26 protein-coding genes are annotated in these 24,589 nt (G+C 72.2%); 16 read left to right on the forward strand and 10 right to left on the reverse strand.

Annotated elements, in window-relative coordinates; genetic code table 11:
- Nucleotides 1-232 precede the first annotated feature (232 nt).
- The 10 genes from E1293_RS09035 (at nucleotide 233) to E1293_RS09085 (ending at nucleotide 11,787) form a co-directional block, all read left to right on the forward strand.
- Nucleotides 233-1,213: a substrate-binding domain-containing protein gene (locus tag E1293_RS09035; RefSeq protein WP_132195835.1), complete on the forward strand. Its 981-nt coding sequence runs from the start codon at nucleotides 233-235 to the stop codon at nucleotides 1,211-1,213.
- 20 nt (nucleotides 1,214-1,233) lie between these two features.
- The gene (locus E1293_RS09040; protein WP_207938746.1) at nucleotides 1,234-2,280 is read left to right on the forward strand and encodes a galactitol-1-phosphate 5-dehydrogenase; all 1,047 of its coding nucleotides are present in this window, start codon (nucleotides 1,234-1,236) and stop codon (nucleotides 2,278-2,280) included.
- Nucleotides 2,277-3,818 (forward strand): FGGY-family carbohydrate kinase, encoded by a 1,542-nt coding sequence (locus E1293_RS09045; protein WP_132195837.1) that lies wholly within the window; start codon nucleotides 2,277-2,279, stop codon nucleotides 3,816-3,818. Before E1293_RS09040 ends, E1293_RS09045 begins: the two co-directional genes overlap by 4 nt.
- Nucleotides 3,815-4,774: a sugar-binding transcriptional regulator gene (locus E1293_RS09050; RefSeq protein WP_132195839.1), complete on the forward strand. Its 960-nt coding sequence runs from the start codon at nucleotides 3,815-3,817 to the stop codon at nucleotides 4,772-4,774. Before E1293_RS09045 ends, E1293_RS09050 begins: the two co-directional genes overlap by 4 nt.
- Complete coding sequence (locus tag E1293_RS09055) at nucleotides 4,771-6,252, forward strand: sugar ABC transporter ATP-binding protein (protein WP_132195841.1); 1,482 nt, start codon at nucleotides 4,771-4,773, stop codon at nucleotides 6,250-6,252. The genes E1293_RS09050 and E1293_RS09055 overlap by 4 nt, the downstream gene beginning before the upstream one ends.
- Nucleotides 6,249-7,247, forward strand: a complete 999-nt coding sequence (locus tag E1293_RS09060; protein ID WP_132195843.1) for an ABC transporter permease — start codon at nucleotides 6,249-6,251, stop codon at nucleotides 7,245-7,247. The genes E1293_RS09055 and E1293_RS09060 overlap by 4 nt, the downstream gene beginning before the upstream one ends.
- Nucleotides 7,240-8,181, forward strand: a complete 942-nt coding sequence (gene deoC, locus E1293_RS09065; RefSeq protein WP_132195845.1) for a deoxyribose-phosphate aldolase — start codon at nucleotides 7,240-7,242, stop codon at nucleotides 8,179-8,181. Before E1293_RS09060 ends, deoC begins: the two co-directional genes overlap by 8 nt.
- A gap of 6 nt (nucleotides 8,182-8,187) precedes the next feature.
- The gene (locus E1293_RS09070) at nucleotides 8,188-9,621 is read left to right on the forward strand and encodes an aldehyde dehydrogenase family protein (RefSeq protein ID WP_132195847.1); all 1,434 of its coding nucleotides are present in this window, start codon (nucleotides 8,188-8,190) and stop codon (nucleotides 9,619-9,621) included.
- On the forward strand, nucleotides 9,614-10,468 hold the full coding sequence (locus E1293_RS09075; RefSeq protein WP_132195849.1) for an aldehyde dehydrogenase family protein: 855 nt from the start codon (nucleotides 9,614-9,616) through the stop codon (nucleotides 10,466-10,468). Before E1293_RS09070 ends, E1293_RS09075 begins: the two co-directional genes overlap by 8 nt.
- A 407-nt stretch (nucleotides 10,469-10,875) precedes the next feature.
- Nucleotides 10,876-11,787 carry a LysR family transcriptional regulator gene (locus E1293_RS09085; RefSeq protein WP_132195851.1) on the forward strand — a complete coding sequence of 304 codons (912 nt, stop codon included), beginning with the start codon at nucleotides 10,876-10,878 and terminating at the stop codon, nucleotides 11,785-11,787.
- On the opposite strand, the gene E1293_RS09090 is transcribed toward E1293_RS09085, so the two are convergent.
- Entirely contained in the window at nucleotides 11,756-12,550 is a 795-nt protein-coding gene (locus tag E1293_RS09090; RefSeq protein ID WP_132195853.1) for an SDR family oxidoreductase, read from the reverse strand. The two genes, E1293_RS09085 and E1293_RS09090, sit on opposite strands and share 32 nt — an antisense overlap.
- Before the next feature lie 353 nt (nucleotides 12,551-12,903).
- Between E1293_RS09090 and E1293_RS09095 the strand changes: the two genes are divergently transcribed.
- On the forward strand, nucleotides 12,904-13,533 hold the full coding sequence (locus E1293_RS09095) for a maleylpyruvate isomerase family mycothiol-dependent enzyme (protein ID WP_132195855.1): 630 nt from the start codon (nucleotides 12,904-12,906) through the stop codon (nucleotides 13,531-13,533).
- A 46-nt stretch (nucleotides 13,534-13,579) separates the two neighbouring features.
- Here the strand turns inward: E1293_RS09095 and E1293_RS09100 are convergent, their stop codons facing one another.
- The 3 genes from E1293_RS09100 to E1293_RS09110 are packed head-to-tail and all read right to left on the reverse strand — an operon-like array spanning nucleotide 13,580 to nucleotide 16,118.
- A complete protein-coding gene (locus E1293_RS09100) occupies nucleotides 13,580-14,242 on the reverse strand; it encodes a 3-oxoacid CoA-transferase subunit B (RefSeq protein ID WP_132195857.1) in 663 nt (220 codons plus the stop codon).
- Between the two features lie 2 nt (nucleotides 14,243-14,244).
- The gene (locus tag E1293_RS09105; RefSeq protein ID WP_132195859.1) at nucleotides 14,245-14,940 is read right to left on the reverse strand and encodes a 3-oxoacid CoA-transferase subunit A; all 696 of its coding nucleotides are present in this window, start codon (nucleotides 14,938-14,940) and stop codon (nucleotides 14,245-14,247) included.
- Nucleotides 14,937-16,118, reverse strand: a complete 1,182-nt coding sequence (locus E1293_RS09110) for a thiolase family protein (RefSeq protein ID WP_132195861.1) — start codon at nucleotides 16,116-16,118, stop codon at nucleotides 14,937-14,939. Before E1293_RS09110 ends, E1293_RS09105 begins: the two co-directional genes overlap by 4 nt.
- A gap of 72 nt (nucleotides 16,119-16,190) precedes the next feature.
- Here E1293_RS09110 and E1293_RS09115 point away from each other — a divergent pair, with 72 nt between their 5' ends.
- Complete coding sequence (locus E1293_RS09115) at nucleotides 16,191-17,072, forward strand: LysR substrate-binding domain-containing protein (RefSeq protein WP_132195863.1); 882 nt, start codon at nucleotides 16,191-16,193, stop codon at nucleotides 17,070-17,072.
- A 323-nt stretch (nucleotides 17,073-17,395) separates the two neighbouring features.
- On the opposite strand, the gene E1293_RS09120 is transcribed toward E1293_RS09115, so the two are convergent.
- Complete coding sequence (locus E1293_RS09120; RefSeq protein WP_165978149.1) at nucleotides 17,396-17,875, reverse strand: MarR family winged helix-turn-helix transcriptional regulator; 480 nt, start codon at nucleotides 17,873-17,875, stop codon at nucleotides 17,396-17,398.
- 87 nt (nucleotides 17,876-17,962) lie between these two features.
- On the opposite strand from E1293_RS09120, the gene E1293_RS09125 reads away from it, so the two are divergent.
- On the forward strand, nucleotides 17,963-18,352 hold the full coding sequence (locus E1293_RS09125) for a glyoxalase superfamily protein (protein ID WP_243716114.1): 390 nt from the start codon (nucleotides 17,963-17,965) through the stop codon (nucleotides 18,350-18,352).
- Here E1293_RS09125 and E1293_RS09130 read toward each other — a convergent pair.
- From E1293_RS09130 to E1293_RS09145, 4 genes are all read right to left on the reverse strand, one after another.
- Nucleotides 18,336-18,833, reverse strand: coding sequence for a MerR family transcriptional regulator (locus tag E1293_RS09130; protein WP_207938752.1), 498 nt, complete (start codon nucleotides 18,831-18,833; stop codon nucleotides 18,336-18,338). The two genes, E1293_RS09125 and E1293_RS09130, sit on opposite strands and share 17 nt — an antisense overlap.
- Entirely contained in the window at nucleotides 18,830-19,186 is a 357-nt protein-coding gene (locus E1293_RS09135; protein WP_132195867.1) for a hypothetical protein, read from the reverse strand. The genes E1293_RS09130 and E1293_RS09135 overlap by 4 nt, the downstream gene beginning before the upstream one ends.
- A gap of 61 nt (nucleotides 19,187-19,247) precedes the next feature.
- Nucleotides 19,248-19,856, reverse strand: coding sequence for an NAD(P)H-dependent oxidoreductase (locus E1293_RS09140; protein ID WP_132195869.1), 609 nt, complete (start codon nucleotides 19,854-19,856; stop codon nucleotides 19,248-19,250).
- Nucleotides 19,853-20,914 (reverse strand): LLM class flavin-dependent oxidoreductase, encoded by a 1,062-nt coding sequence (locus tag E1293_RS09145; protein WP_132195871.1) that lies wholly within the window; start codon nucleotides 20,912-20,914, stop codon nucleotides 19,853-19,855. Before E1293_RS09145 ends, E1293_RS09140 begins: the two co-directional genes overlap by 4 nt.
- 158 nt (nucleotides 20,915-21,072) lie before the next feature.
- Between E1293_RS09145 and E1293_RS09150 the strand changes: the two genes are divergently transcribed.
- The 3 genes from E1293_RS09150 to E1293_RS47335 all read left to right on the forward strand — a co-directional run bounded on the left by E1293_RS09150 (nucleotide 21,073) and on the right by E1293_RS47335 (nucleotide 23,304).
- A complete protein-coding gene (locus E1293_RS09150) occupies nucleotides 21,073-21,531 on the forward strand; it encodes a MarR family winged helix-turn-helix transcriptional regulator (protein WP_132195873.1) in 459 nt (152 codons plus the stop codon).
- A 217-nt stretch (nucleotides 21,532-21,748) separates the two neighbouring features.
- On the forward strand, nucleotides 21,749-23,128 hold the full coding sequence (locus E1293_RS09155) for an OFA family MFS transporter (RefSeq protein ID WP_243716115.1): 1,380 nt from the start codon (nucleotides 21,749-21,751) through the stop codon (nucleotides 23,126-23,128).
- Nucleotides 23,129-23,160: 32 nt separating this feature from the next.
- Complete coding sequence (locus E1293_RS47335) at nucleotides 23,161-23,304, forward strand: MFS transporter small subunit (RefSeq protein WP_165978148.1); 144 nt, start codon at nucleotides 23,161-23,163, stop codon at nucleotides 23,302-23,304.
- 24 nt (nucleotides 23,305-23,328) lie between these two features.
- Here the strand turns inward: E1293_RS47335 and E1293_RS09160 are convergent, their stop codons facing one another.
- The gene (locus E1293_RS09160) at nucleotides 23,329-24,501 is read right to left on the reverse strand and encodes an ROK family transcriptional regulator (protein WP_132195877.1); all 1,173 of its coding nucleotides are present in this window, start codon (nucleotides 24,499-24,501) and stop codon (nucleotides 23,329-23,331) included.
- Between the last annotated feature and the right edge of the window lie 88 nt (nucleotides 24,502-24,589).

A 24,589-nucleotide genomic window follows, 5' to 3' on the forward strand; every position in this document is an offset into this window, starting at 1 on the left:
CGGCCACCCGCCCCTGACACCGTCCAGCCGGAACCCCCCGACCACCGGGCTTGAGTTCAACTCGCCTTGGGCGGCCAGCACGAGCGGCGGTTGCGTATCTTCGCAGGTCAGGTGGGGAAGCATCGGGTAGCCTCCCACGTGTTGCTCAGATGAGCAGAATGCTACGCAGATGTTGCGTCCCGCTGAACTGGGTTCTTACGGTGTGACCCCCAGCACAACCCGGGAGGGGAAGATGCGGAGAAGGTTCCTGGCGGGGGCCCTCGCCACGGTGGTCACGGTGGCGTCGGCCTGTTCGGTGTCGACCGGGCCGAGCGGCGACTCGAAGAAGAACGACGACGGGCAGCTGACGATCGGGTTCAGCGAGGTCACGCAGCAGTCGCCGTTCTACGTCCAGCTGAAGGACGGAGCGCAGCAGGCCGCGGGCAAGGCGGGGGCCAAGCTGCTCTTCGCGGACGCCAACGGCGACGTCACCAAGCAGAACAACGACATCCAGGACCTGATCACGCGCGGCGTGGACGTCCTCCTGGTCAACCCGGTGGACCCGAAGGGCGTCGCGGCGGGGCTGGCGGCGGCCAAGACCGCGAAGATCCCCGTCGTCACCCTGGACCGGCCGGTGCCGGAGGGCGCGGCGTCGCACGTCGGACGCGACAACACCCAGATGGGCAAGCTGGTGGGGGAGCGGCTCGCGAAGGCGCTCGGCGCAGCCGGCGGCAAGGTCATCGAGATCCAGGGCGACGCCGGCGGCGCGGTCGCCCGGGACCGCGGGAACGGGTTCGCGCAGGGCGTCAAGGGCAACCCGAAGATCAAGATCGTCAAGGGTCCGTACAGCGACTACATCCGGTCCAAGGCGGTCAGCGCCATGCAGGACCTGCTGCAGGCGAACCCCGACGTCAAGGCCGTCTACGCGCACAACGACGACATGGCGCTCGGCGCTCTGCAGGTGCTGCGGGAGAACGACCGGACGGACGTCAAGGTCGCCGGCGTGGACGGGCTCATGGAGGCGGTGAAGCTGATCCCGCAGGGCCAGTACGTCGCCACCGCGCTCAACGACCCGATCAGCGAGGCCGGGCAGGCGGTGCAGACCGCGGTCAAGGTCGGCCGCGGCGAGAAGGTCCCGTCGTACGTCGACGCGGGGACGGCCCTGGTCGACCCGGCCAACGCGGCGAAGTACAGCGGTTCCACCGTGTTCGCCGCGATGCAGCCCGCGTCCTGAGAGAAGCCGGAAGGAAAACTGTGCCTGAGAAAATGCTCGCGGCCGTCATGCACTCGCCCGGTGACATCCGGGTGGAGGAGGTCGCGAAGCCCGAGCCCGGTCCGGGCGAGGCCCTCGTCCGGGTCGACGCCTGCGGGGTCTGCGGTTCGGACATCGCCCGCATGCTCAAAGCGGGCGCGCACCGGATGCCGATCATCTGCGGGCACGAGTTCGCCGGCCGGGTCGCCGGAGCGGGGGCCGGCGTGCGCGGGGCGAGCGAGGGCGACCTGGTCGCGGTGCCGCCGCTGATCCCCTGCTTCGCCTGCACCGAGTGCCAGCGCGGCAGGTTCAGCCTCTGCCTCGACTACGACTACTTCGGCAGCCGCCGCGACGGCGCCTACGCCGAGTACGTCACGGTCCCGGACCGGAACCTGTTCGCGGTGCCGGAGCAGGTGCCCGCCGAGGCCGCGGCGATGCTGGACCCGGCGTCGATCGCGCTGCACGCGATCTGGCGGACGCGGCTGGGCGTCGGGCACCGGGTCGCGGTGCTCGGCGCGGGGCCGATCGGCCTGTTCGCCGTCCAGTGGGCGCGGCTGGCGGGCGCGTCGGACGTGCTGGCCGTCGACCTGAACGAGCGCAAGCTCGCGCAGGCGTCGGAGGCGGGCGCCACGCACGTCACCACCAGCGCGGAGGAGGCCCGCGACCTGGCGGCGGGCGGGTACGACGTGGTGATCGAGTCGGCCGGCAACCCGGTGACCGCGGACATGGCGGCGGCGCTGTGCGCCCGGCACGGCGAGGCCGTGTTCATCGGCATCCCGCACGCGCCGGTGGAGTTCGCGAAGGGCACCTTCAACGACTTCCTGCGCCGGGAGATCAGCCTGCACGGCGCCTGGAACTCGTTCTCGGCCCCGTTCCCCGGCGACGAGTGGCGGGCGGCGGCGGACGCGTTCGCCTCCGGCGCCCTGCGCTGGAAGTTCATGATCACCCATGAGCTGGGGCTGGACGCGCTGCCGGAGACGATGAGGCAGCTCGGGGAACGTTCCATCTTCAGCTCGAAGGTGCTGTTCCGGCCCGGGGAGCGGGCATGACCGCACTGCTGTCCATCGACCTCGGCACCGAGGGCGCGCGCGTCGCGGTGTTCGCCGGCGACGGCGCCGTCCTCGGCACGGGTCGCGACGGCTACACCACGCGGTATCCGCGGCCCGGCCGGGCCGAGCAGGACCCGGACGACTGGTGGCGCGCCGTCACGGCCGCGACCGGGGCCGCGCTCGCGGAGGCGGGGGAGCCGGAGATCGCGGGCGTCGCCGTCGCCACCACCGCGTCGACCGTCGTCGTCCTGGACGAGGCGGGCCGCCCGCTCCGCCCGGCGATCCTGTGGATGGACGCCCGTGCCGCCGACGAGTCCGCGGCGACCGCGGAGACCGGCCATGACGTGCTGAAGTACGCGGGCGGCTCCGACGCCGTCGAGTGGCTGGTGCCGAAGGCGATGTGGCTGGCCCGCCACGAACCGGAGGTCTACCGGCGGGCCGCCCGCGTCGTCGAGGCCGTCGACTACCTCACCTGGCGGCTCACCGGCAGGTGGACGGCGTCGCAGCTGAACGCCTGCTGCAAGTACAACCACGATCCGCGCGGTGGCGGGCACCCGGACGACCTGTACGCGCTGCTCGGCGTCTCGGACCTGGCCGCCAAGCTCCCGGCCGAGGTGCTCCCGGTGGGTGCGGCGGCGGGCGAGGTCACCGCGCGGGCATGCGCCGAGCTGGGGATCCGCGGCCGGCCGGCCGTCGCGGTCGGCGGCATCGACGCGCACCTGTCGCTGCTGGCCCTCGGCGGGCTGGAGCCGGGCCGGCTGTCGATCGTGTGCGGGACGTCCAACGCGTTCGTCGCCGAGATCGACGACCCCGTGTTCACCCCGGCGATCTGGGGCCCGTACCCGGACGCGCTGCGCCCCGGCCACTGGCTGGTGGAGGGCGGCCAGGTGTCGGCGGGTTCGGTGCTGCGCTGGACGAGCGAGGACCTCCTCGGCGTGGACCGCGCCGACCTGCCCCGGCTGTGGGCGGAGGCGGAGCAGGTGCGGCCCGGCGACCACGGCCTGATCGTCCTGGACCACTTCATGGGCAACCGCACGCCGCTCCGCGACCCGGGGCTGCGCGGCGCGGTGCTCGGCCTGACGCTCGGCACCACCCCCGCGCAGCTCTACCGGGCCGCCGTGGAGGGCGTCGCGTACGGGACGCGGCAGGTGCTGGAGTCGTTCCTCACCGCCGGGGTCCCGGTGAGGGACATCTACGTCTCCGGCGGCGTCCGGCACAACCCGCTCTGGCTGAAGACCATGGCGGACGTGCTGGACCGCCCGCTGCTGCTCGCCGGCCGCCCCGGCGGGGCGGCCGACGCCGGCGACAACCTCACGCTGCGCGCCTGCGCGGTCCTCGCGGCCACCGCCATCGGCGCGTACCGCGGCCTGGCCGAGGCGGCCGAGGCGTTCAGGCCGGTCACCACCCTCGTCGAGCCGGAGGGGCGGGACGCCCTCGGCGGCGCCTACGACACCGGCTACGAGCTGTACCGGCAGGCGACCGCCGCCACCCGCGACGTGTCGCACCTGCTCAGCCGCCCCAGCGAGGAGTCCCGATGAACGCCGAGGACGCCGACTACGAGACGCTGCTGCTGCGCGTCGCCGAGATGTACTACGAGGGCGACCAGACGCAGGAGCAGATCGGCCGCAAGCTGCACCTCACCCGCTGGAAGGTCGGGCGGCTCCTCGCCGAGGCCCGCACCGCCGGGATCGTCCGGATCGAGATCGTCCACCCCCGGCACCGGCTGCACGCGCGCGAGCGCGAGCTGAAGGAGCGCTACGGGCTGCGGGACGCGGTCGTGGTGCCCGTCGACGGCGCGGCGGGCGAGGTCGAGGCGCGCGACCTGGTCGCGGGCGCCGCCGCCCGCTACCTCGCCGACCTGTCCCCGGCGCCGCGCAGCCTCGGCGTGTCGTGGGGCCGCACGCTGGACGCGGTCGCCGCGCACATCGCCCCCGGCTGGGCGCGCGGCGTCCAGATCGTCCAGGTGAACGGCGGGCTGAGCCGCTCCCGCCGCCCCACCTCCGCGTCCGACATGGCCAGCCGGCTCGCGCACCACGGCGGCGGCACCGTCACGCTGCTGTCGGCGCCGGCGATCGTGGAGCAGGACTCGACGCGCGCCGCGCTGGAGAGCGACCGGTCGGTGGCGGGCGTCCTGGACCTGGCCAGGCAGTGCGGCGCGTTCCTGTTCAGCCCCGGTGCGCTGTCCTACGACTCCGTCCTCGTCGAGTCGGGCTACCTGAGCTCCGCCGACGTCGACGCGCTCGCCGCGTCGGGCGGCGTCGGCGACGTCGTCGGCCGGTTCGTCGACGGCGCGGGCCGGATCGTCTGGGACGACCTGGACCGCCGGACGCTCGGCATCACGCTCGACGACCTGCGCGCGGGGGCCTGGTCGATCGCCGTGGTGGCGGGCGAGCGCAAGCACCGGGTGTGCCGGGCCGTCGTCGCCGGCGGGATCTGCAACGTCCTGGTGACCGACGACACCACCGCCGCCCACCTGCTGGCGGACGCCGCATGAGCGACTCGCCTCTCCTGGAGATGACGGGGATCGTCAAGCGGTTCCCCGGCACGCTCGCCTGCGACGGCGCGAACCTGTCGGTCCGCGCGGGCGAGGTCCACTGCCTGCTCGGCGAGAACGGCGCCGGCAAGAGCACGCTGATGAAGATCCTCGCCGGCTCCTACCGGCCCGACGGCGGCGAGATCCGGCTCGCCGGGAGGCCGCTGCACGCCACGAGCCCGCAGGACGGCATCGCCGCCGGGATCAGCGTCATCTACCAGGAACTCGACCTCGCGCCGGACCTGACCGTCGCGCAGAACCTGTTCCTCGGGCGCGCGCCCGCGCGCGGCCCGTTCGTCCGGCGGCGCGCCCGCGCCGAGGCGGCGGCCGACGTCATCGAGCGCGTCGGCGGGACGTTCTCGCCCGCCGACCGGGTGGGCGACCTGCCGATCGCGGCGCAGCAGCTCACCGCCATCGCCCGGGCGCTGACGATGGACGCCAAGGTCATCGTCATGGACGAGCCGTCCGCGACGCTCGGCGAACGCGACCTGGAGGCGGTGTTCGAGGTCATCCGCGGCCTCGCCGCCGAAGGCCGCGCGATCATCTACATCTCGCACCGGCTCGACGAGGTGTCGCGGATCGGCGACCGCGCCACCGTCATGCGCGACGGCCGCGACGCCGGCGTGTTCGAGGTCGCCGACACCGGCCACGACGAGCTCGTCGCGGCGATGATCGGCGAGTCCCGCGACCTCGTCCGCCGCGAGGACCGGGCCGTGCCGTCCGGCGAGCCGCGGCTGGTCATCGAGCGGGCACGGGTCGGCGACATCCTCGACGTCTCCGGGATCGACGTCCGGCCCGGCGAGATCGTCGGCCTGGCCGGCCTCGGCGGCGCCGGGCGCACCACGCTGCTCAACGCGCTGTTCGGCGTCGTCCGCGCGGACGTCCGCGCCCGCCTGGACGGCGACCGGCTGCCGGTGGCCGGGCCGCGCACCGCCGTCCGGAACGGTCTCGCGCTGGTCCCCGAAAGCCGTAAGGAGCAGGGCCTCTTCCTCGGGCTCGGCGTCTCCCGCAACGCCGCCGTCAGCGCGCTGGGCCCGCTGGCGCCGCGCTCGCGGGGCCGCCGGATGACCGAACCGGTCCTCGCCGGCCTCGGCGTCAAGCACACCTCCGCGGACCAGCCCGTCGGCGAGCTCTCCGGCGGCAACCAGCAGAAGGTCGTGCTCGCCAAGTGGATCGTCCGGGGCATGCGGGTGCTGCTGCTGGACGAGCCCACCCGCGGCCTCGACATCGGCGCCAAGGCCGACCTCTACCAGCAGGTCCGGCGGCTCGCCGACGACGGCGTCGCCGTCCTGCTCGCCAGCAGCGAGCTCGCCGAGCTGACCGCCCACGCCGACACGGTCTGGGTGCTGCACGAGGGCCGCAACATCGCGCGGTTCGACCCCCGCACCGCTCCGGAGGCCGACATCGCCCACACCGTCATCACGGGAGCAACACCATGACCCAAACCGCCTCGAAGGCCAAGCCGGCCTTGGCCGGTATCGTGCCCCGCCGCCACGGCCTCGCCCTGCTGCGCAACGGGAACCTGCTCGTCGTCTTCCTGGTGCTGTGCGTCATCGCGTCGATCCTGGCACCGGAGTTCCTGACCACCCGCAACATCGCCAACCTGCTGCAGCAGTCGAGCCTCACCGGCATCGTCGCGATCGGCATGACGATGGTCATCCTCACCGCCGGCATCGACCTGTCGGTGGGCAGCACCGCCGCGTTCGCCGGGATGACGGTGGCCGTCCTGATGTCGGACGGCTGGCCGCCCGCGATCGCCGTCCTGGTGTCGCTCGCGGCCGGAGCCGCCGCCGGCGCCGTCATGGGCGGGCTGTCGGCGTACCTGTCGCTGCCCAGCTTCATGACCACGCTCGCCGGGCTCACCAGCATCCGGGGGCTCACCTACCTGCTGACCGGCGGCACCCCGGCCGGCGGCGACGCGCCCGACGGCTTCCAGCTCCTCGGCGGCGGGTTCATCGGGAACGTCCCGATCGTCGGGCTGATCTTCATCGCCGTCACGGTGCTCGCCGCGCTGGTCCTGCGGGGGACGACGTTCGGCGAGTACGTCTACGCGGTCGGCAGCAACCGGGAGGCCGCCCGCCTGTCCGGCCTGCCCGTGCGCGCCGTGACCGTCTCGGTCTTCGCCATCTCCGGGCTGCTCGCCGCGTTCGCGGGCGTCCTGCTCACCTCGCGGCTGACGATCGGCCAGCCGACCGCCTTCAACGGCCTGGAACTGGACGCGATCGCCGCCGTCGTCCTCGGGGGGACGAACCTGTTCGGCGGGCGCGGCAACGTCTTCGGCACGTTCGTGGCGGTCCTGCTGCTGTCGGTCGTGAAGAACCTGTTCAACCTCGTCGGGCTGAGCTCGTTCTTCCAGATGGTGGTGACCGGCCTCATCGTGGTGGCGGCGCTCATCCTCAACCGGATCCTGGAGAACAGGGGGAACCGTGGCTGACCCGACGACCCTTCCGAAGAAGACGGACCAGCAGGGGCTGCGCGCGTTCCTGCACGGCCTGCCCGCCGTCGACCAGACCGGGGCGCAGGAGCGCGCCGCGCGGCTGGCGTCGCGGTCGATCAAGACCTCGGCGAAGGCCGCCGCGATCGATCTGGCGATCTCGATGGTGGACCTGACCACGCTGGAGGGCGCGGACACGCCGGGGAAGGTCCGGGCGATGTGCGCCAAGGCCGTCCGCCCCGATCCGGCCGTCCCGTCCGTCCCGGCGGTCGCCGCCGTGTGCGTGTATCCGGACATGGTGGACGTGGCGGTGGACGCCCTGCGCGGCACCGGGGTCGGGGTCGCGTCGGTGGCGACCGCGTTCCCGTCCGGGCGCGCGCCGCTGGAGGCCAAGCTCGCCGACACCCGCGCGGCGGTCGCGGCGGGGGCGGCCGAGATCGACATGGTGATCGACCGCGGCGCCTTCCTGTCCGGCGACTACGCGAAGGTCTCCGACGAGATCGCCGCGGTGAAGCGGGCCTGCGGGCCCGCGCACCTGAAGGTGATCCTGGAGACGGGCGAGCTGGCGACCCTGGACAACGTGCGGCGGGCGTCCTGGCTGGCGATGCGGGCGGGCGCCGACTTCATCAAGACCTCCACCGGGAAGATCTCCCCGGCCGCGACGCTCCCGGTGACGCTGGTGATGCTGGAGGCCGTCCGCGACTACCGCGCGGCCACGGGCCGCCAGGTCGGCGTCAAACCCGCCGGCGGCATCCGCACCACCAAGGACGCGATCAAGTACCTGGTGCTGGTGAACGAGACCGCCGGCGCGGACTGGCTGTCGCCGGACTGGTTCCGCCTGGGCGCCTCGTCGGTGCTGAACGACCTGCTGATGCAGCGCCGCAAGCTGTCCACCGGGGTGTACTCCGGTCCCGACTACTTCACCCTGGACTGAGGGATCATGACGGTTTTCGAGTACGCGCCGGCGCCGGAATCGGCGGCGATCGCCGACGTCCGCGCCTCGTACGGGCTCTTCATCGACGGCGAGTTCACCGACGGCGGCGGGGAACCGTTCAAAACGGTGAACCCCGCCACCGAGGAGGCCCTGGCCGAGGTCGCCACCGCCGACCAGGCGGACGTGGACCGCGCGGTCGCGGCCGCACGGCGGGCCTTCGAGACGGTATGGGGGCCGATGCCCGGGACGGAGCGGGCCAAGTACCTGTTCCGCATCGCGCGGCTGCTCCAGGAGCGCTCCCGCGAACTGGCCGTGCTGGAGTCGATCGACAACGGCAAGCCGATCCGCGAGTCCCGCGACGTCGACCTGCCGCTGGTCGCCGCCCACTTCTTCTACTACGCGGGCTGGGCCGACAAGCTCGGCCACGCCGGGTTCGGGCCGGACCCGCGCCCGCTCGGCGTCGCGGGGCAGGTCATCCCCTGGAACTTCCCGCTGCTGATGCTGGCCTGGAAGATCGCCCCCGCCCTCGCCTGCGGCAACACCGTCGTCCTCAAACCGGCCGAGACCACGCCGCTGACCGCGCTGCTGTTCGCCGGCATCTGCCGCCAGGCCGGCCTGCCGCCCGGTGTCGTCAACATCGTCACCGGCGCCGGCGAGACCGGACGCCTCCTGACGGGGCACCCCGGGATCGACAAGGTCGCCTTCACCGGCTCCACCGGCGTGGGCCGGCAGATCGCCCGCCAGGTGGCCGGCACGCGCAAGCGGCTCACCCTGGAACTGGGCGGCAAGGCCGCCAACATCGTCTTCGACGACGCCCCGATCGACCAGGCCGTCGAGGGCATCGTCAACGGGATCTTCTTCAACCAGGGCCACGTGTGCTGCGCCGGCTCCCGCCTCCTCGTCCAGGAGTCGGTCGCCGCCGAACTCCTGGAGCGGCTCCGGACGCGGATGGCGACGCTGCGCGTCGGCGACCCCCTCGACAAGAACACCGACATCGGTGCGATCAACTCCGCCGCCCAGCTCGCGCGCATCCAGGACCTCGTCGCGGCGGGCGAGGCGGAGGGGGCCGAGCGCTGGGCGCCGGCCTGCGACCTTCCGGCGCAGGGGTACTGGTTCCCGCCCACGGTGTTCACCCAGGTGGCGGCCTCGCACCGGATCGCCCAGGAGGAGATCTTCGGGCCCGTCCTGTCGGTGCTGACCTTCCGCACCCCCGACGAGGCCGTCACCAAGGCCAACAACACCCCCTACGGGCTCTCCGCCGGGATCTGGACCGACAAGGGCTCGCGGATCCTGTGGACGGCCCAGCGCCTGCGGGCCGGAATCGTGTGGGCCAACACCTTCAACAAGTTCGACCCCGCCTCGCCGTTCGGCGGCTACAAGGAATCCGGATACGGCCGCGAAGGCGGACGCCACGGACTGGAGGCCTACCTCGATGTCTGACCGTCTCACCGTCCGCAAGACCTACAAGCTGTACATCGCCGGGGCGTTCCCCCGGTCCGAATCCGGCAGGACCTACGTGGTGAACGACGCCAAGGGCGGTTTCGCGGCCAATGCCGCGAAGGCGTCCCGCAAGGACGTCCGCGACGCGGTCGCGGCGGCCCGCAAGGCCCAGCCCGGCTGGGCGGACCGCACCGCCTACAACCGCGGCCAGATCCTCTACCGCATCGCCGAGATGCTGGAAGGCCGCCACGACGAGTTCACCGCCGAACTCCGCCGGACCGGACTGTCCAAGGCCGACGCCGCCGCCCATGTGGACGCCGCCGTCGACCGGTGGGTCTGGTACGCCGGGTGGGCCGACAAACTCGCCGCGGTCACCGGTGCCGCCAACCCCGTCTCCGGCCCGTTCTTCAACTTCTCCACCCCCGAGCCGACCGGGGTGGTCGCCGTCGTCGCCCCCGACGACCCCCTCCTCGGCCTGGTCTCGGTGCTCGCCCCGGCGATCGTCGCCGGCAGCACCGCCGTCGTTCTGGCGTCCGAGCTCTCCCCGCTGCCGGCGGTCGTCCTCGCCGAGGTCCTGGCCACCAGCGACCTGCCCGGCGGGGTGGTCAACATCCTCACCGGCGACCGCGCCGAACTGGCCCCCTGGCTGGCCTCCCACATGGACGTGAACGCCATCGACCTCACCGGCGCCGCCCCCGACCAGGCCCCCGAACTCGAAGGGGCCGCCGCCGGCAACCTCAAACGCGTCCTGCGGCCGTCCGGTACGGACTGGACGGCCACCCCCGGCATCGACCGCATGACCGCCTTCCTGGAGACCAAGACCGTCTGGCACCCCGTAGGCGTCTGAACCCGCCGCCACCCGGTGCCCTCCCCGCACGCACCGAACTCACCGTCCCCGGTGGGTGCGTGACCGCGGCGCCCGCCAGGAGGGGCCCGCTGGTGTAGTGGCCGAGGAACGCCTGCCGGACGGCGTCGGCGGTGTACCGGAACGGGACCACGCGCGACGCGCCGTCCAGCCAGCCCGATGCAGGTCGCATCCGGCGGCCTGCGCCTCGCCGACCGCCTGGACGTGATCGAGAGCCTCCTGGGCCCCCGCGTCCTCGACTACGCGATCCGGTAATCCGCCCTGCGGCGGACGAAGCCCGCATCGCACACATACCGGGCCGCTCGATCGCAAGCGGCGGGAGCGCCCACTTACACTGTTGCAGTGATTACAACGGGCCATGGCCCGCCGCGGGGAGGGGACGGGAGCCGATGAGCCTTCGTCAGTTCGAGTACGCCCTGGCCGTTGCCGAGGAGGGGTCGGTGACGGCCGCGGCGGAACTGCTGCACGTCGCTCAACCGTCCATGTCGCAGCAGATCCGGGGCCTGGAACGGGAACTCGGCGTGAAACTGTTCGCCCGCACGCCGACCGGACTGGTGCCGACCGCGGCCGGCCGCGCGTTCCTGCGGGAGGCGGAGGTCGCGGTCAACGCGGCGCGGCGGGCGAAGGCGACGGCGCGGGCCGGTGCCGACGAGCTGGTGGGCGAACTGGTGGTCGCGGTGCAGATGGGCTTCGGCGCGCGGCAGTTGCCGGGCGCGCTGGGCGCGCTGCGCCGCCGCTTCCCGCGGCTGGAGGTCACCGTCTTCGAGGAGCCGAGCTCCGCCGAACTGGAGCGGCTGGGACGCCGGGGCGTCCTGGACCTCGCCCTGATGGCGGCATGCGATCAGACACCCGACGACGCCCACCACCTCGGCGACGAGGAGTTCGTCGTGGTGCTGGGCGCCGGGCACCGGCAACTCGCCGCGGACCGGGTCGAGCTGCGCGAACTGGAGGGGGAGCCGTGGGTGAGGTTCGACCGCGACAGCGCACTCGACGGCGTGCTGCTGGACGTGCTGCGGGGCAACGAGCGGCCCCCGGCCACCGCCGCCCGCGTGTCCCAGGCGGCGACGGCCGTGCGCTGGGCCGCCCACGGACTGGGGGCAACGCTCGTCCCCGCCTCCGCGGTGCCCCACGATCACGAGCACCTCGCGCGCCCGGTGTCCCCGGCCGTTTCCCAGCCCGTCATCGCCGTGCTCCGGCACGACGCGGGGCCGGCGGAGACGGCCCTGCTCGACCTCCTGCGCCAGGAGACCTGGCACGACTCCGCTGAACTCAGCCTCGGTGGAATTCGCCGCCGTCGATAGCGAGACTGCTCCCGGTCAGCCAGCTCGCTCGGCCGGACACAAGGAACAGCACCGCGTTGGCGATGTCGTCGGGTCGGCCGTCGCGCCCCAGCGGCACGACGCTTCCGGTCTCGCTCGGCGCCGCGGCGTCGCCCTGGTCCGGCGCGCCGTCCAGGCGTGCCCACTGCTCCCGCGTCGCTTCGCCGCCGGGGGTGGCGGTCCTGCCAGGGGACACGGTGTTGACCCGGATACCGAACGGGGCCAGCTCCAAGGCCAGTCCCCGGCTGTAGTTCTCCAGCGCGGCCTTAGCCGCCGTGTAGTGCAAGAACGGCGCTACCGGCGTGGGGACGGCGGCCGAGGAGACATGCACGATCATCCCTGAACGCCGCTCGCGCATCCCCGGCGTCAACAGTGAATTCAGCCGCACTGAGGCCAGGAGGTTCAGGTTCAGCGCGTCCTGCCACTCCTCGTCGGGGATGGCCGAACTGCCGCCGCCTGGCCGCGCCCCGCCTGCGTTGTGGACGAGGATGTCCACCCCTCCGAACGTTTCCTGCGCGGCAGCGGCGAGCGCCTCCGCTCCGGCCCGCGTCCGGACGTCGGCCGCCACGAAGGCGGCCCCTTCCGGCACCGTGCCCGCCGCCGACCTGGCGGTCGCGAGCACCTCGGCGCCCGCGTCCAGGAACTGGCGCACGACGGCCGCTCCGATACCGCGAGAACCACCCGTGACCAGGGCCCGCTTTCCCTTGAGTTCCCGCATTTGCGACCCGCTTTCGATCGTGGTCATGTCGGCCCTTTCGGTAGTGTGTTCATTCGCTCGACGAAAAGGTGTGACATGTGCGAATCGCGATGATCACCTCGTCGAGTTGTTTCACGCTACGTCCGAAAAAGAACGAGAAGCAAAGACGAAATGTCAGCGGACGCCATAGGAAATTCCTAAGTCCCCTGGCCGCGGCGCTGGTCGAGGGTTCCGGGGTGTGGACGTCGTCGGCCACAACTACTCTGGCCACATCAAGGAGATGGGACGGGAGTTCCCGGCATCGTCCGCCGCTCTTCCTTCCCGGTCGAGTACGTTTCCCTGATCGTCCGGCTGCGTCCCGGCCTGGGCGCCTGCACCGACCGCATCGTCAAGGAGGCCCGATGGTCCGCTCGTTCGCCGACGCCGTCCGCTGGACGGAAGAGGGCACCAAGCTGTTCCTCGGAGCGGCCGGAGACCTGGCCGAGCCGGAGTTCGACGCCCCCAGCCTGCTGCCCGGCTGGACCCGGAGGCATTTGGTCGCCCACGTCGCGGCGAACGCCGAAGCGCTCGGCAACCTGGTGCACTGGGCGGCCACCGGCGAGGCGACCCCCATGTACGCCTCGCCCGAAGAACGGTCGGCCGGGATCGAGAGTGGCGCCCGCATGGACGGCGCCGAGCTGACCGGCTGGCTGGCCCGGTCCAGCAACGCGCTGCGGACGGCGATGGACGGCCTGACCGAGCCTCAGTGGCAGGCCGAGGTGGCCACGGCGCAGGGCCGCGCCGTGCCCGCCACCAACGTGCCCTGGATGCGGTCGCGCGAGGTGTTCATCCACGCCGTCGACCTCGACCGCGGAGTCTCCTTCGCCGATCTACCGGGCGACTTCCTGCAAGCCCTCGTCACCGACATCGCCGCCGAGCGGCAACTGGACCCCGGGACACTGCCGGACGGGCCGCTGCCCGACGTGGCCGCCTGGCTGGCAGGACGCCCGCACAGCCTCGCCGGCGCCCCGCCGATCGGCTCCTGGCTCTGACGCCGGTTCTACGGGCCAACTGAGCCGGGGAACCGGCGGCTGACGGTCAGCCGCCCGGTGTGGAGGCGTCCTGGAGCGGGACGGGCAGCCGGTCGCGGAGCTCGTCGACCGTGACGCCGAAGGTCTCGCGGACCGACGCGCCGTCCGGGCCCACGTCGATGACGGCGATGTCGGTGTAGACCCGGCTGACGCAGCCGACGCCGGTCAGCGGGTAGGTGCAGGCGGGCACCAGCTTGGACGCGCCCTCCTTGTCGAAGAGCGTCATCATCACGAAGACCTGCTTGGCGCCGATGGCCAGGTCCATCGCGCCGCCGACGGCCGGGATGGCACCCGGGGCGCCGGTGCTCCAGTTGGCGAGGTCCCCGGTCGCCGAGACCTGGAACGCGCCCAGCACGCACACGTCGAGATGGCCGCCGCGCATCATGGCGAAGGAGTCCGCGTGGTGGAAGTACGACGCGCCGGGCAGCTCGGTCACCGGGACCTTGCCGGCGTTGGTGAGGTCGGGGTCCACGTCGTCACCGGTCGCGGCGGGCCCCATGTTGAGCATGCCGTTCTCGGTGTGCAGGACGACGCCGGACCCGTCCGGGAGATGGTCGGCGACCCGGGTGGGCCGGCCGATGCCGAGGTTGACGTAGGAGCCGGCCGGGATGTCGCGGGCGACGACCGCGGCGAGCTCGTCCGGCGTGAGGGGCCCTGTGGTGACGGACATGGTCAGCGCGCTCCTTGGACGGTGTACTGCCGCTCATCGACCCGTACCACGCGGTCGACGTGGATACCGGGTGTGACGACCGCCTCCGGGTCGAGGTCGCCGGTGGCGACGACCTCGGCCACCTGCACGATCGTGGTGGCCGCGGCCGTGGCCATGACCGGAGCGAAGTTGCGGGCGGTCTTGCGGTAGACGAGGTTGCCCATCCGGTCGGCGCGATGGGCCGCGATCAGCGCGACGTCGCCCTTGATGGGGAACTCCAGGAGGTGGACGCGCCCGTCGATGGTCCGGGTCTCCTTGCCCTCGGCCAGGGGAGTGCCCACGGCGGTCGGGCAGTAGAAGGCGCCGATGCCCGCACCGGCCGCGCGCATCCGCTCGGCGAGGTTGCCCTGCGGCACGACCTCCAGCTCGATCTTCCCGGCCCGGTAGAGCTCGTCGAAGACGTAGGAGTCGCTCTGCCGGGGGAAGGAGCAGAGCACCCTCCGCACCTGCCCGGCCTTGAGCAGCGCGGCCAGCCCCACGTCGCCGTTGCCGGCGTTGTTGGACACGATGGTGAGGTCCTTCGCGCCCTGCCGGATCAGCCCGTCGATGAGGTCGAACGGCATGCCCGCGAAGCCGAAGCCGCCGACCAGGACGGTGCTGCCGTCCTCGATCCCGCTCACGGCCTCGTCGACGCTGTCAAAGATCTCAGCTCGGCTCATGCTCCCGCCTCCGTGCTGTCCAGGACGACGGCCAGGCCCTGCCCGACGCCGATGCAGATGGCGGCGACGCCCCAGCGCTCGCCGCGCTCGCGGAGCACCTTCGCGAGCGTGCCGAGGACGCGGGCGCCGCTGGCCCCCAGCGGGTGGCCGATCGCTATCGCGCCGCCCCTGGTGTTGACGATCTCCGGGTCGACGCCCCAGGCGTCGACGCAGACCAGCGACTGGACGGCGAAGGCCTCGTTGAGCTCGACTGCGCCGACCTGGTCCCAGCCGATCCCGGCTCGCGCGAGGGCGCGGTTCGCCGCCTCGACGGGGGCGTAGCCGAACTCCTGCGGGTCGAGGGCGAACGCGCCCCGTCCGGCGATGCGCGCGAGGGGGTCGAGGCCGATCCGCTCGGCGGCGGCGGACGAGCCGAGCAGCAGGGCGGACGCGCCGTCGCTCAGCGGCGAGGCGTTGCCCGCGGTGATGGTGCCGTCCGGGCGGAAGCTCGGCTTGAGCCCGGACAGCTTCTCCAGCGAGGTGTCGGCGCGGATGCCCTCGTCCCGCTTCAGCCCATCGGCGGGGACGACGAGGCCGTCGTAGAAGCCCTCGTCCCACGCGGCCGCCGCCAGCCGGTGGGACCGCAGGGCGAACGCGTCCTGGCGCTCCCGTCCGACGCCGTACTTCCGCTGGAGCTGCTCGTTGGCCTCCCCGAGCGAGACGGTCCACTCCTTCGGCATGCGCGGGTTCACCAGCCGCCAGCCGAGCGTGGTCGAGACCGCGGCGAGGTCGCCGGCCGGGAAGCCCTTGGCCGGCTTCGGCAGCACCCACGGCGCCCGGGTCATCGATTCCACCCCGCCGGCCAGGACGACGTCGGCGTCCCCGGACTCGATCGTCCGCGAGCCGATCATCGCCGCGTCCAGGCTGGAGCCGCACAGCCGGTTGACGGTCGAGCCGGGCACGCCGGTCGGCAGCCCGGCGAGCAGCGCGGCCATCCGGCCGACGTTGCGGTTCTCCTCGCCCGCACCGTTCGCGTTGCCCCAGACGACCTCGCCGATCCCGGCCGGGTCCAGCCGCGGCGCCCGCTCCAGCAGCGCGGTGATCACGCCCGCCGCGAGATCGTCCGGCCGGACGCCCGACAAGGCGCCGTTGAACCGCCCGAACGGTGTCCGGACGGCGGAGTACAGGTAGGAGCTCATGCCGTCGAGGCTAGATGGCCTCCCTTGATACAGTGAAGTATCAATATCCGTCCTCATTGAGACGTTCACGATATGGATCTGCGCCACCTGCGGTACTTCGTCGCCGTCGCCGAGGAACTCCATTTCGGACGCGCCGCCGAGCGGCTCTCGATGGCCCAGCCGCCGCTGTCGCAGGCGATCCGCCGGCTAGAGCACGAACTGGGCGTGGAGCTTCTCCACCGGAGCACGCGCAGGGTCGGCCTCACCGACGCCGGCCGCAGCTATTTGGCACGGGCCCGGAGGATTCTCGGCGAGGTGGACGAGGCCGCGCACGAGGCCCGCCGGGTCGCGGCCGGCGCGGTCGGCCACCTCGCGGTCGGCTGCGTGGGCTCGGCGACCTACAGCCTGCTGCCCGCACTCTCCCGCGGTCTCTCCCTGGAACTGCCCGGCGTCGACTTCTCCTTCCGCGGCGAGATGCTGGTGCCCGACCAGGCCGAGGCGCTGCGGACCGGCGAGATCGACCTGGCGCTGCTGCGCCCCCCGATCGCCGACCTCTCGCTCACCGTCCTGCCGCTGCGCCGGGACTGGCTCATCGTCGCCGTTCCCGCCGACCACCCGCTGGCCGCCCTACGGCAGGTGGAGATCACCGACCTGGCGGACGCCGCCCTCATCGTGCATTCCGCGGACCGCCGCTCGGTGATGTACGACGTCGTGCTCGGGCTCTTCCACGACGCCGGGATCGAGCCCCGGATCCGGCACGAGGTCGGCGAGACGTCCACTCTGATCACCCTCGTCGCGGGCGGTCTCGGCGTCGCGGTCGTCCCGGAGCCGGTGACGGCCCTGGCCCTCGAAGGCGTCGCCTACCTGCCGTTGGCGCAGCCCGCCGCGCACGTCGACCTGGCGGTCGCCCACCGGACCGACCGCACGGAACCGCACCTGGCCCGAGCCGTCTCGCTCGTCCGCCGGATCGTCTGAGCCGCCCCGGACGGCCCGTACCAGCCACATCGACGCGGCGAACAGGGCCGGGGCCGCAGATGCCGGTTGTATTCGGACAGATGGACATGGAGTGCGGTCAGAAGGGCCTCGCCGAAGCGGCGTGCCGGCGCGATGGGGCGGCTCCCCACCCCGGTGACCGGCGGGGTCGGGGGTGGGGAGCCCTGACGCCGCCGAGGGTTGCTGTTCCGCGCGGCGGCGCCTACCGGCGGTGATGCGTGAACCGCCGACACGTGTGCAGCGCCACCGCACCTCGAAGTGTCACCCGAGCGCGGACGGCCCGGTGGCCGGAGACCGTGCGGCGTTCAGCGCATCTCTCGCAGGCGTTTCAGGTTTCGGCGGCCGATCTCGTTCGCGGTCCGTAGGAAGTCGATGGCCCGTTCAAGCTCTTCGGCCGTGAAGCGTTCGGCAAGGGTGGACTCCCAGTCGGCCTTCATCGGGCCCCAGATGCGCCCGGCGCTGACGTAGAAGCGTCGGGTCACCTCCACCTTGATCCGGCGCCGGTCGGCGGGGTCGGGAACGCGGCGCGCGTAGCCGGCCTCTTCGAGCCGATCGATCACGCCGGTCACCGCCCCCGTGGACAGCCCGGCCTCGGCCGCCAGTTCGCCGGCGGTCAGTCCTCCGCTGTTCTCAATGATGTTCAGGCAGTGCAGGTCGGTGCGGTTCACGCCGAGGTGCCCGGCGGCCAGGCCGTCGAAGGCGCTGTCCTGGTTGCCGCTCACCCGGAACTCGCCGACCAGGTCGTCGACCAGTTCGCTCTTCGTCCTACGGGGTGTCTTCGCCACGCACGATATCCTTCACATGCTAAGATACTTTGCTACTAAGTAGCTTGCCCAACAAGAGATGGTAGTCCTGCCGAGGGGGAGATCGAGATGGCGAACGCGAGACTGGACTGGCGGCTGGAGCTGGTCCAGGTGCCGGTCTCCGACGTCGACCGGGCCAAGGCCTTCTACGTCGACAAGCTCGGATTCAACGCCGACCATGACCATCAGGTGAGCGAGGAGCTCCGCTTCGTCCAGCTCACGCCGCCCGGCTCCGCTTGCTCAATCGCGCTCACCACCGGTGCCCACCAGATGGAGCCCGGCTCGCTCGACGGCCTGCAAGTGGTGGTCACCGACGCGGACGCGGCCCGAGCGGAACTCCTCAAGCGCGGGGTCGAGGTGGGCGAGGTCCAGGAGTTCCCCTGGGGTCGGTTCGTCTTCCTCCAGGACCCGGACGGGAACGGCTGGGCGGTGCAGCAGCCCATCAGGCCCGGCGAATGACACCGACCGGTTCGGGGGGCGGCCGAGCGGGGGCATCGTCGGTCGCGGGGACGGCCAGTTCGGTGAACGGCAACGGGCAGGCCGGTTGGTGCGAACACTCGATCAGGTCCGCGCAGCCCGCGGTCAGTGCTTGCCGCAAGGTGCCGGCGATGACGGTCAGATCGGCGATCCTGGCTTCGACCTCGGTCAGTTTCGTCCGTACTCGCGCCCTCAGCCCGGCATCGGGAGGCTGATGGCGGTGGGTGCCGGCCTCCAGCAGCTCGGCCACCTCCTGCAACGTGAACCCGAGCCGCTGTGCCGCCTTGATCACACGCAGCCTCGTGATCGCGTCCGCGGGATACAGCCGGTGCCCGCCGGGCGTGCGCCGGGGTTCGGCCAGCAGTCCGCGCCGCTCGTAGTACCGCAGGGTCTGCTGGTTGACGCCGGCCGCCGCCGCGACCTGTCCGCTGCGCAACCCGGTGGTGGCCGCTCGGCCGGTCACGAATCGGCTCCCATCGCCTCGGCCGCTCGGGCGGCCAGTGCGTCCAGTACCGCCGTGTGCCGGTCGTCGACGCCGGCCTCCAGCGACAGCGCACCGGCGGTGGCGGTGAGCGTGAAGGTGAAGAACGAGCAGCATCCGGTCTCGTGAGCGGCCAGTTCGGCCGCTCGGCCCGCGATCTCCGGATCGGCGCGCAACACCATCTGTACCCGCTCGGGACCTGCCCGTCGGACTTCGGTGACGGCCTCGGCGAAGAACGTGTCGAATGCCGCCATGCGCAGCGGTTGTTCAACCGTCGGCAGGGTGCACGCCGTAGGCACCCAGTCTTGCCCTGCACCTGCCTGTTCGAGTCCCATGATCCGACGGTAAACCTGTACCCCGGTACTGGATGCAACCCGCACTGCCCGGTTTCGTGGTTCACTGCTCTGCTGCACGGCGCCGAACGCGGGCTTCGAGGAGGTCCGCCACGTCGGTGAGGGCGGTCTCGATGCGCCCGTAGACGCGGGGGTCGAGCAGGGTGACGCCGTCGAAATCGCCGGCGGACGCGAAGATCGCGACCGGCACGGTCAGCGCCTGGAAGAAGGCGAAGAGCGGCCGCAGGGCATGCTCCAGGACGAGCGCATGGTGGTCGCCTCCACCGGTCGCAGCCAGCAGGACGAGCTTGTTTGCGAGCGCGTACTGGTCGACGAGATCGAAGAAGTGCTTGAACATGCCTGGGTAGGAGCCGCGGTACACCGGTGCCGCGGCGATCAGGAGGTCGGCCTCCTCAGCGAGCCGGAGCGCGGCTTCGACTTCGGGCGGGACGTCGTCGCGTTCGAGGGCCTCGGTGAAACCTGCGCCCAAGCGGTACACATCGACCTGGGACGCCTCGATGGGGAGCATCCCTTTCAACGTGTCGAGGATGGCATCGACGAGGCCCATGGTCTTCGACCGCAGGCTCGGGCTGCCGTTGACGACGACGACTCGCAGCACCGCCCCGCCCGTCTGCGCGTCTGGCCGCGCATCGGCGATGGACAGGGCGCTCATGCCGCGTTCCTCTCGCGCGCGGCGACCTCGCGGCGGACGACCGGCGCGACCTCGGTTCCGAGTCGCTCGATCGCGTCGAGGTGCTCCTTCTGCGGCATCCCGCCGAAGCCCATCTGGATGATGGCCCGGTTCACGCCGTACAGCTCGTGGTAGGTGAGCAGCTTGTCGATGACCTCTTGGGGGCTGCCGACCAGCAGACCGGACCCCGGGGACGCCTGCGCGTCGAACGCGGCTCGTGGGAGCAGCATCCCCTGACCCCGCTGGTGGTTGTTCTCCTTCATCCCCTTCGCGAAGTAGGGGTACATCACGTCCCTCGCCTGCCGGCTCGTGCGTCCCACGTATCCGTGCGTGTTGATGCTGACCGGAAGCGCGCCGGCATCGTGTCCCGCCTGCTCCGCGGCCGCGCGGTAGAGCTGGACGGTCCGCTCGTGGTAGGTCACCGGCCCCAGCAGGAGGGCCAGCGCCATCGGCAGCCCGAGCCGGCCGGTGCTGATCGCGGACGCCGCCGAACCGCCTACCCCCACCCAGATCGGGAGGGTGCCGCCGTCGGCGCGGGGTGCGATGTCGGCGCCGGCCAGCGGAGCGCGGAGGCGTCCCTGCCAGCTGAGCGGGTTCCGTTCACGGATCTTGAGCAGCAGGTCGAGCTTCTCGCGGAAGAGGTCCGCGTAGTCCTTCAGGTCGTAGCCGAACAGCGGGAAGGACTCGGTGTAGGAGCCGCGGCCCGCGATGATCTCCGCCCGGCCCTGCGAGAGCAGGTCGATCGTCGCGAACTGCTCCCAGACCCGTACCGGGTCCTCCGAGCCGAGGACGGTGACCGAGCTCGTCAGGCGGATGTGCCCGGTCGCCTCGGCGGCGGCCGCCAGCAGGATCGCGGGGGCCGATCCGACGAAGTCGGAGCGGTGGTGCTCGCCGACGCCGAAGACGTCGAGGCCCGCCTCGTCGGCGACCCGCGCCTGCTCGATCGTCTCGCGCACGCGCTGCCGCGGTGACGGGAGCCGCCCGGTGACGGGGTCTTCCGTCACCTCGCCGAACGTCATGATCCCTATCTCGAATGCCATCTCCGTACTCCTCTGTCGTCGGGGCCGAACGAGCATCTACACCGCCCTTCAAGTTGTCTGCGCAGGCAGATATTCCCGAAGTGGCGGGAGCCACTGGTTGTCTGTGCAGGCAATCGGGGAAGTGGCTTCGGCAGGCCTGATCCGGATACGGTGCAGCCATGGCGACCGATCGTCTGCGCGACCTTGAGGACGAGGCGTGGAGGGGCTTCCTGCTCACTCACGACAGGCTCTGGCGCTCGATGGAGGAGGGGCTCGCCGCGCTGAACGTGAGCATGGCCGAGTACAGCGTGCTGGCTCTCCTCGGTGACGCCGGACCGAAGGGCATGCGGATGTCCGACCTCGCCGAACGCCGCCTGATGTCCACGGGCGGGTTCACCCGCCTCGCCGACCGGCTGGAACGCCGAGGTCTCATCGAGCGGCGGCGGTCGGACGCCGACGGCCGCAGTCTCGACGCGATTCTGACGAAGGACGGGCGGGCGCTCCTGCGGAAGGCATGGCGCCGCCATCACCGCGACCTTCGCGAACTGTTCTTCGACCGGCTCGGCGACGACGACCTCCGCCGCCTCGCCGATATCTGGAACCGCCTCGCCCCCGAGGACGGTGTCAGCCGTCCGTAGAGTTCAGCCGGTCCATGATGTGCGCGCCGCCCGTCGGCATTTGACGTCGCGGTTCGCCGCAGGGGTGGAAGCGGTCCCCGGCGCCATCGGACGCGGCAGGGCCGGATGCACAGTCAACATGTCGGTGGCGGCTAGGGGTGTTCATGTAGCACGTTCGTGGTTAGTGTTCATCGGTATCGGGGGCGCACGACCTGTCACCGATACCTGGAGGCCCGCCGTGGCGCTCTCCTTTCTCGACCAGCGGCACACCGTCGCGAAACCCGGTTACAACCGCTGGCTGATCCCGCCGGCCGCACTGGCCGTCCATCTCTGCATCGGGCAGGCCTACGCCACCAGCGTGTACAAGACCTCCCTCGTCAAGCACTTCGACGTCAGCCTCACCGCGGTCGGCGTCATCTTCTCCATCGCGATCGTCATGCTGGGCGCCTCCGCGGCGGTCATGGGCACCTGGGTGGACCGGGTCGGGCCGCGGCGCGCGATGTTCACCGCGGCCTGCTTCTGGGCGTCGGGCTTCCTCGTCGGCGCGCTGGGCATCGCCGCCGGGCAGCTCTGGCTGGTGTACCTCGGCTACGGGTTCATCGGCGGGATCGGCCTGGGCATCGGGTACATCTCGCCGGTGTCGACGCTGATCAAGTGGTTCCCGGACCGGCCGGGCCTCGCGACCGGCATGGCCATCATGGGGTTCGGCGGCGGCGCGCTGGTCGCCTCGCCGCTGTCGCGGCAGCTGCTCGACCTCTACGACCCGGACGGCGACCCCGCGTCCGGGTCGGCCGTCGCCCTGCTCTTCGTCACGCTGGGCGTCGTCTACTTCCTGGTGATGATGCTCGGGGTGTTCAACGTCCGGGTCCCCGCGCCGGGGTGGCGCCCGGCGGGGTACGACCCCGCGGCGGAGAGCTCCAGGACGATGGTCACCGCGCGCAGCGTCTCGGCGGCGTCGGCGATCAGGACGCCGCAGTTCTGGCTGCTCTGGACGGTGCTGTTCTGCAACGTCACCGCCGGCATCGGGATCCTCGAACAGGCCGGGCCCATGATCAGCGACTTCTTCCGGTCCGGCGGCTCGACGTCGGTGTCGGCGACCGAGGCGGCCGGCTTCGTCGGGCTGCTCTCGATGTTCAACATGGCCGGCCGGTTCGCCTGGTCCACGACCTCGGACTACATCGGCCGCAAACCCACGTATGTGGGCTACCTCGGCGTGGGGATGGTCGCCTACATCCTGCTGGCGCTGTTCGGCGACTCCACTACGGCGTTCTTCATCGTGCTCGCCGCGCTGATCATCTCCTTCTACGGCGGCGGGTTCTCGACCGTCCCGGCCTATCTGCGCGACCTGTTCGGCACCTACCAGGTCGGCGCCATCCACGGGCGGCTGCTGACCGCCTGGTCGGCGGCGGGCATCGCCGGGCCGCTCATCGTGAACCGGTTCCTGGACGCCCGCGGGGAGCCGGGCGCCCTGGTGGCCGCCGACTACCGCCCGGCCCTGTTCACCATGGTGGGCGTCCTGGCCGTCGGCTTCGCCGCCAACCTGTTCATCCGCCCGGTCTCGGAACAGCACCATGTGGCCGAGACCGGATCCGCGGTCGCGGGCCCCAGCCCCGCCTGACACCGGCCCCCACAGCGAAGGAAGAGTGCACCATGGCGTCAACCGAGGGCGAAGGCCAGGCGGCCGCCACCCGGGACATGCCCCGGCTCGTCATCTCCTGGTCCATCGTCGGCATCCCACTCCTCTACGGCGTGATCGAGACGATCAGGGCGATCCTGCCGCTCTTCGGCCACTGACCTCTTCGGCCACTGGCACGGGGCTCAGACGGAGAGGCGGCGCCAGAACTCGTCCAGGGCCAGCCGCAGGGCGCCGGTGAGGACGGTGTCCTCGGCGAGACCGGAGAGCTCCACGGCGGGCGGGTTGAGCGTGAGGTCGGCCAGGTGCCGGTTGACGGCCGCGAGGAGGACGGATCCGGCGCGCGCGACCCCGCCGCCGATCACGATGGCGTCGGGGTCGAGGACCAGGACGGCGGGGGCCACGGCCTGCGCGAACGTCGCGGCCACGTCGTCGACGACCCGCTGGGCGGTGCTGTCTCCGGCGGAGGCGGCGGCGAAGACGGCGGCGGCGTCGGGGGCGCCGCCGGGCAGGCCGGCCCGGCGCGCCTTCCCGGCGATGGCCTCGGCGCCGATGGTGCGTTCGAGGGGGCCCCGGCCGTCGCCGGTCTCCGGGACGTGACCGGGCGGGCGGATGAAGCCGATCTCGCCCGCCGCCCCGGACCCCCGGTGCAGGCGGCCGTCGATGACCACGCCCGCGCCCAGGCGCTCGCCCCACTGGACGGCCAGCAGCGTGCCGTGCCCGGGGCGCTCCCCGGCGACGGCCAGCGCGGCGAGGTTGGCGTCGTTCTCGACCTGGACCGGGCAGTGGAAGCGGCCGCGGAGATGGTCGGAGAGGTCGACCGACGTCCAGCCCGGCACGCTCGGCGCCAGCAGGATCCGGCCGGATCCGGCGTCGACGATGCCGGGCGTGCCGACGGCCAGCCCGGCGATCTCGTCGGCGCCGAGGCCGGCCTCCTGGAGAGCGCGCTCGATCACCTCGTCCACGGCGGCGAGGAGGCGGCCTGCCGCGGCGGGGCCGGCCTCGGCCGAGCGGCGCACGGCGGCGAGCCTGCGGGCGGCCAGGTCGTCGATCCCGGCGCTGACCGTGTGCGGTCCGACGTCGAGGCCGAGTACGGGCGCGGCGCGGCCCCGCAGGGAGACGCGGAGGGCCGGCCGGCCGCCGCGCCGGGGTGTGGTGGCCGGGTCGTGCTGCTGCAGCCAGCCGGCTTCGACCAGGTCGTCCACGGCCTGCCCGACGGTGGGACGGGTGAGGCCGGTCACCTCGACCAGCTCGGCGAGCCGGACGGGGCCCGGCGCGCGCTCGCGGACCGCGCGCAGGACGGCGGCGGTGTTGAGGCGGCGCAGCACCGGGGTGCCGACCGCGCGCTCCTCGCCCATGCCCCTCCAGAAGATCGCGGACAACCCTTGACCGAGGGGCCCGGTGCGTTCATGATGAAGCCCGACCTAGTTTATAAACGAGCTTAAC

The organism is Actinomadura darangshiensis, assembly GCF_004349235.1.
Lineage (GTDB): Bacteria > Actinomycetota > Actinomycetes > Streptosporangiales > Streptosporangiaceae > Spirillospora > Spirillospora darangshiensis.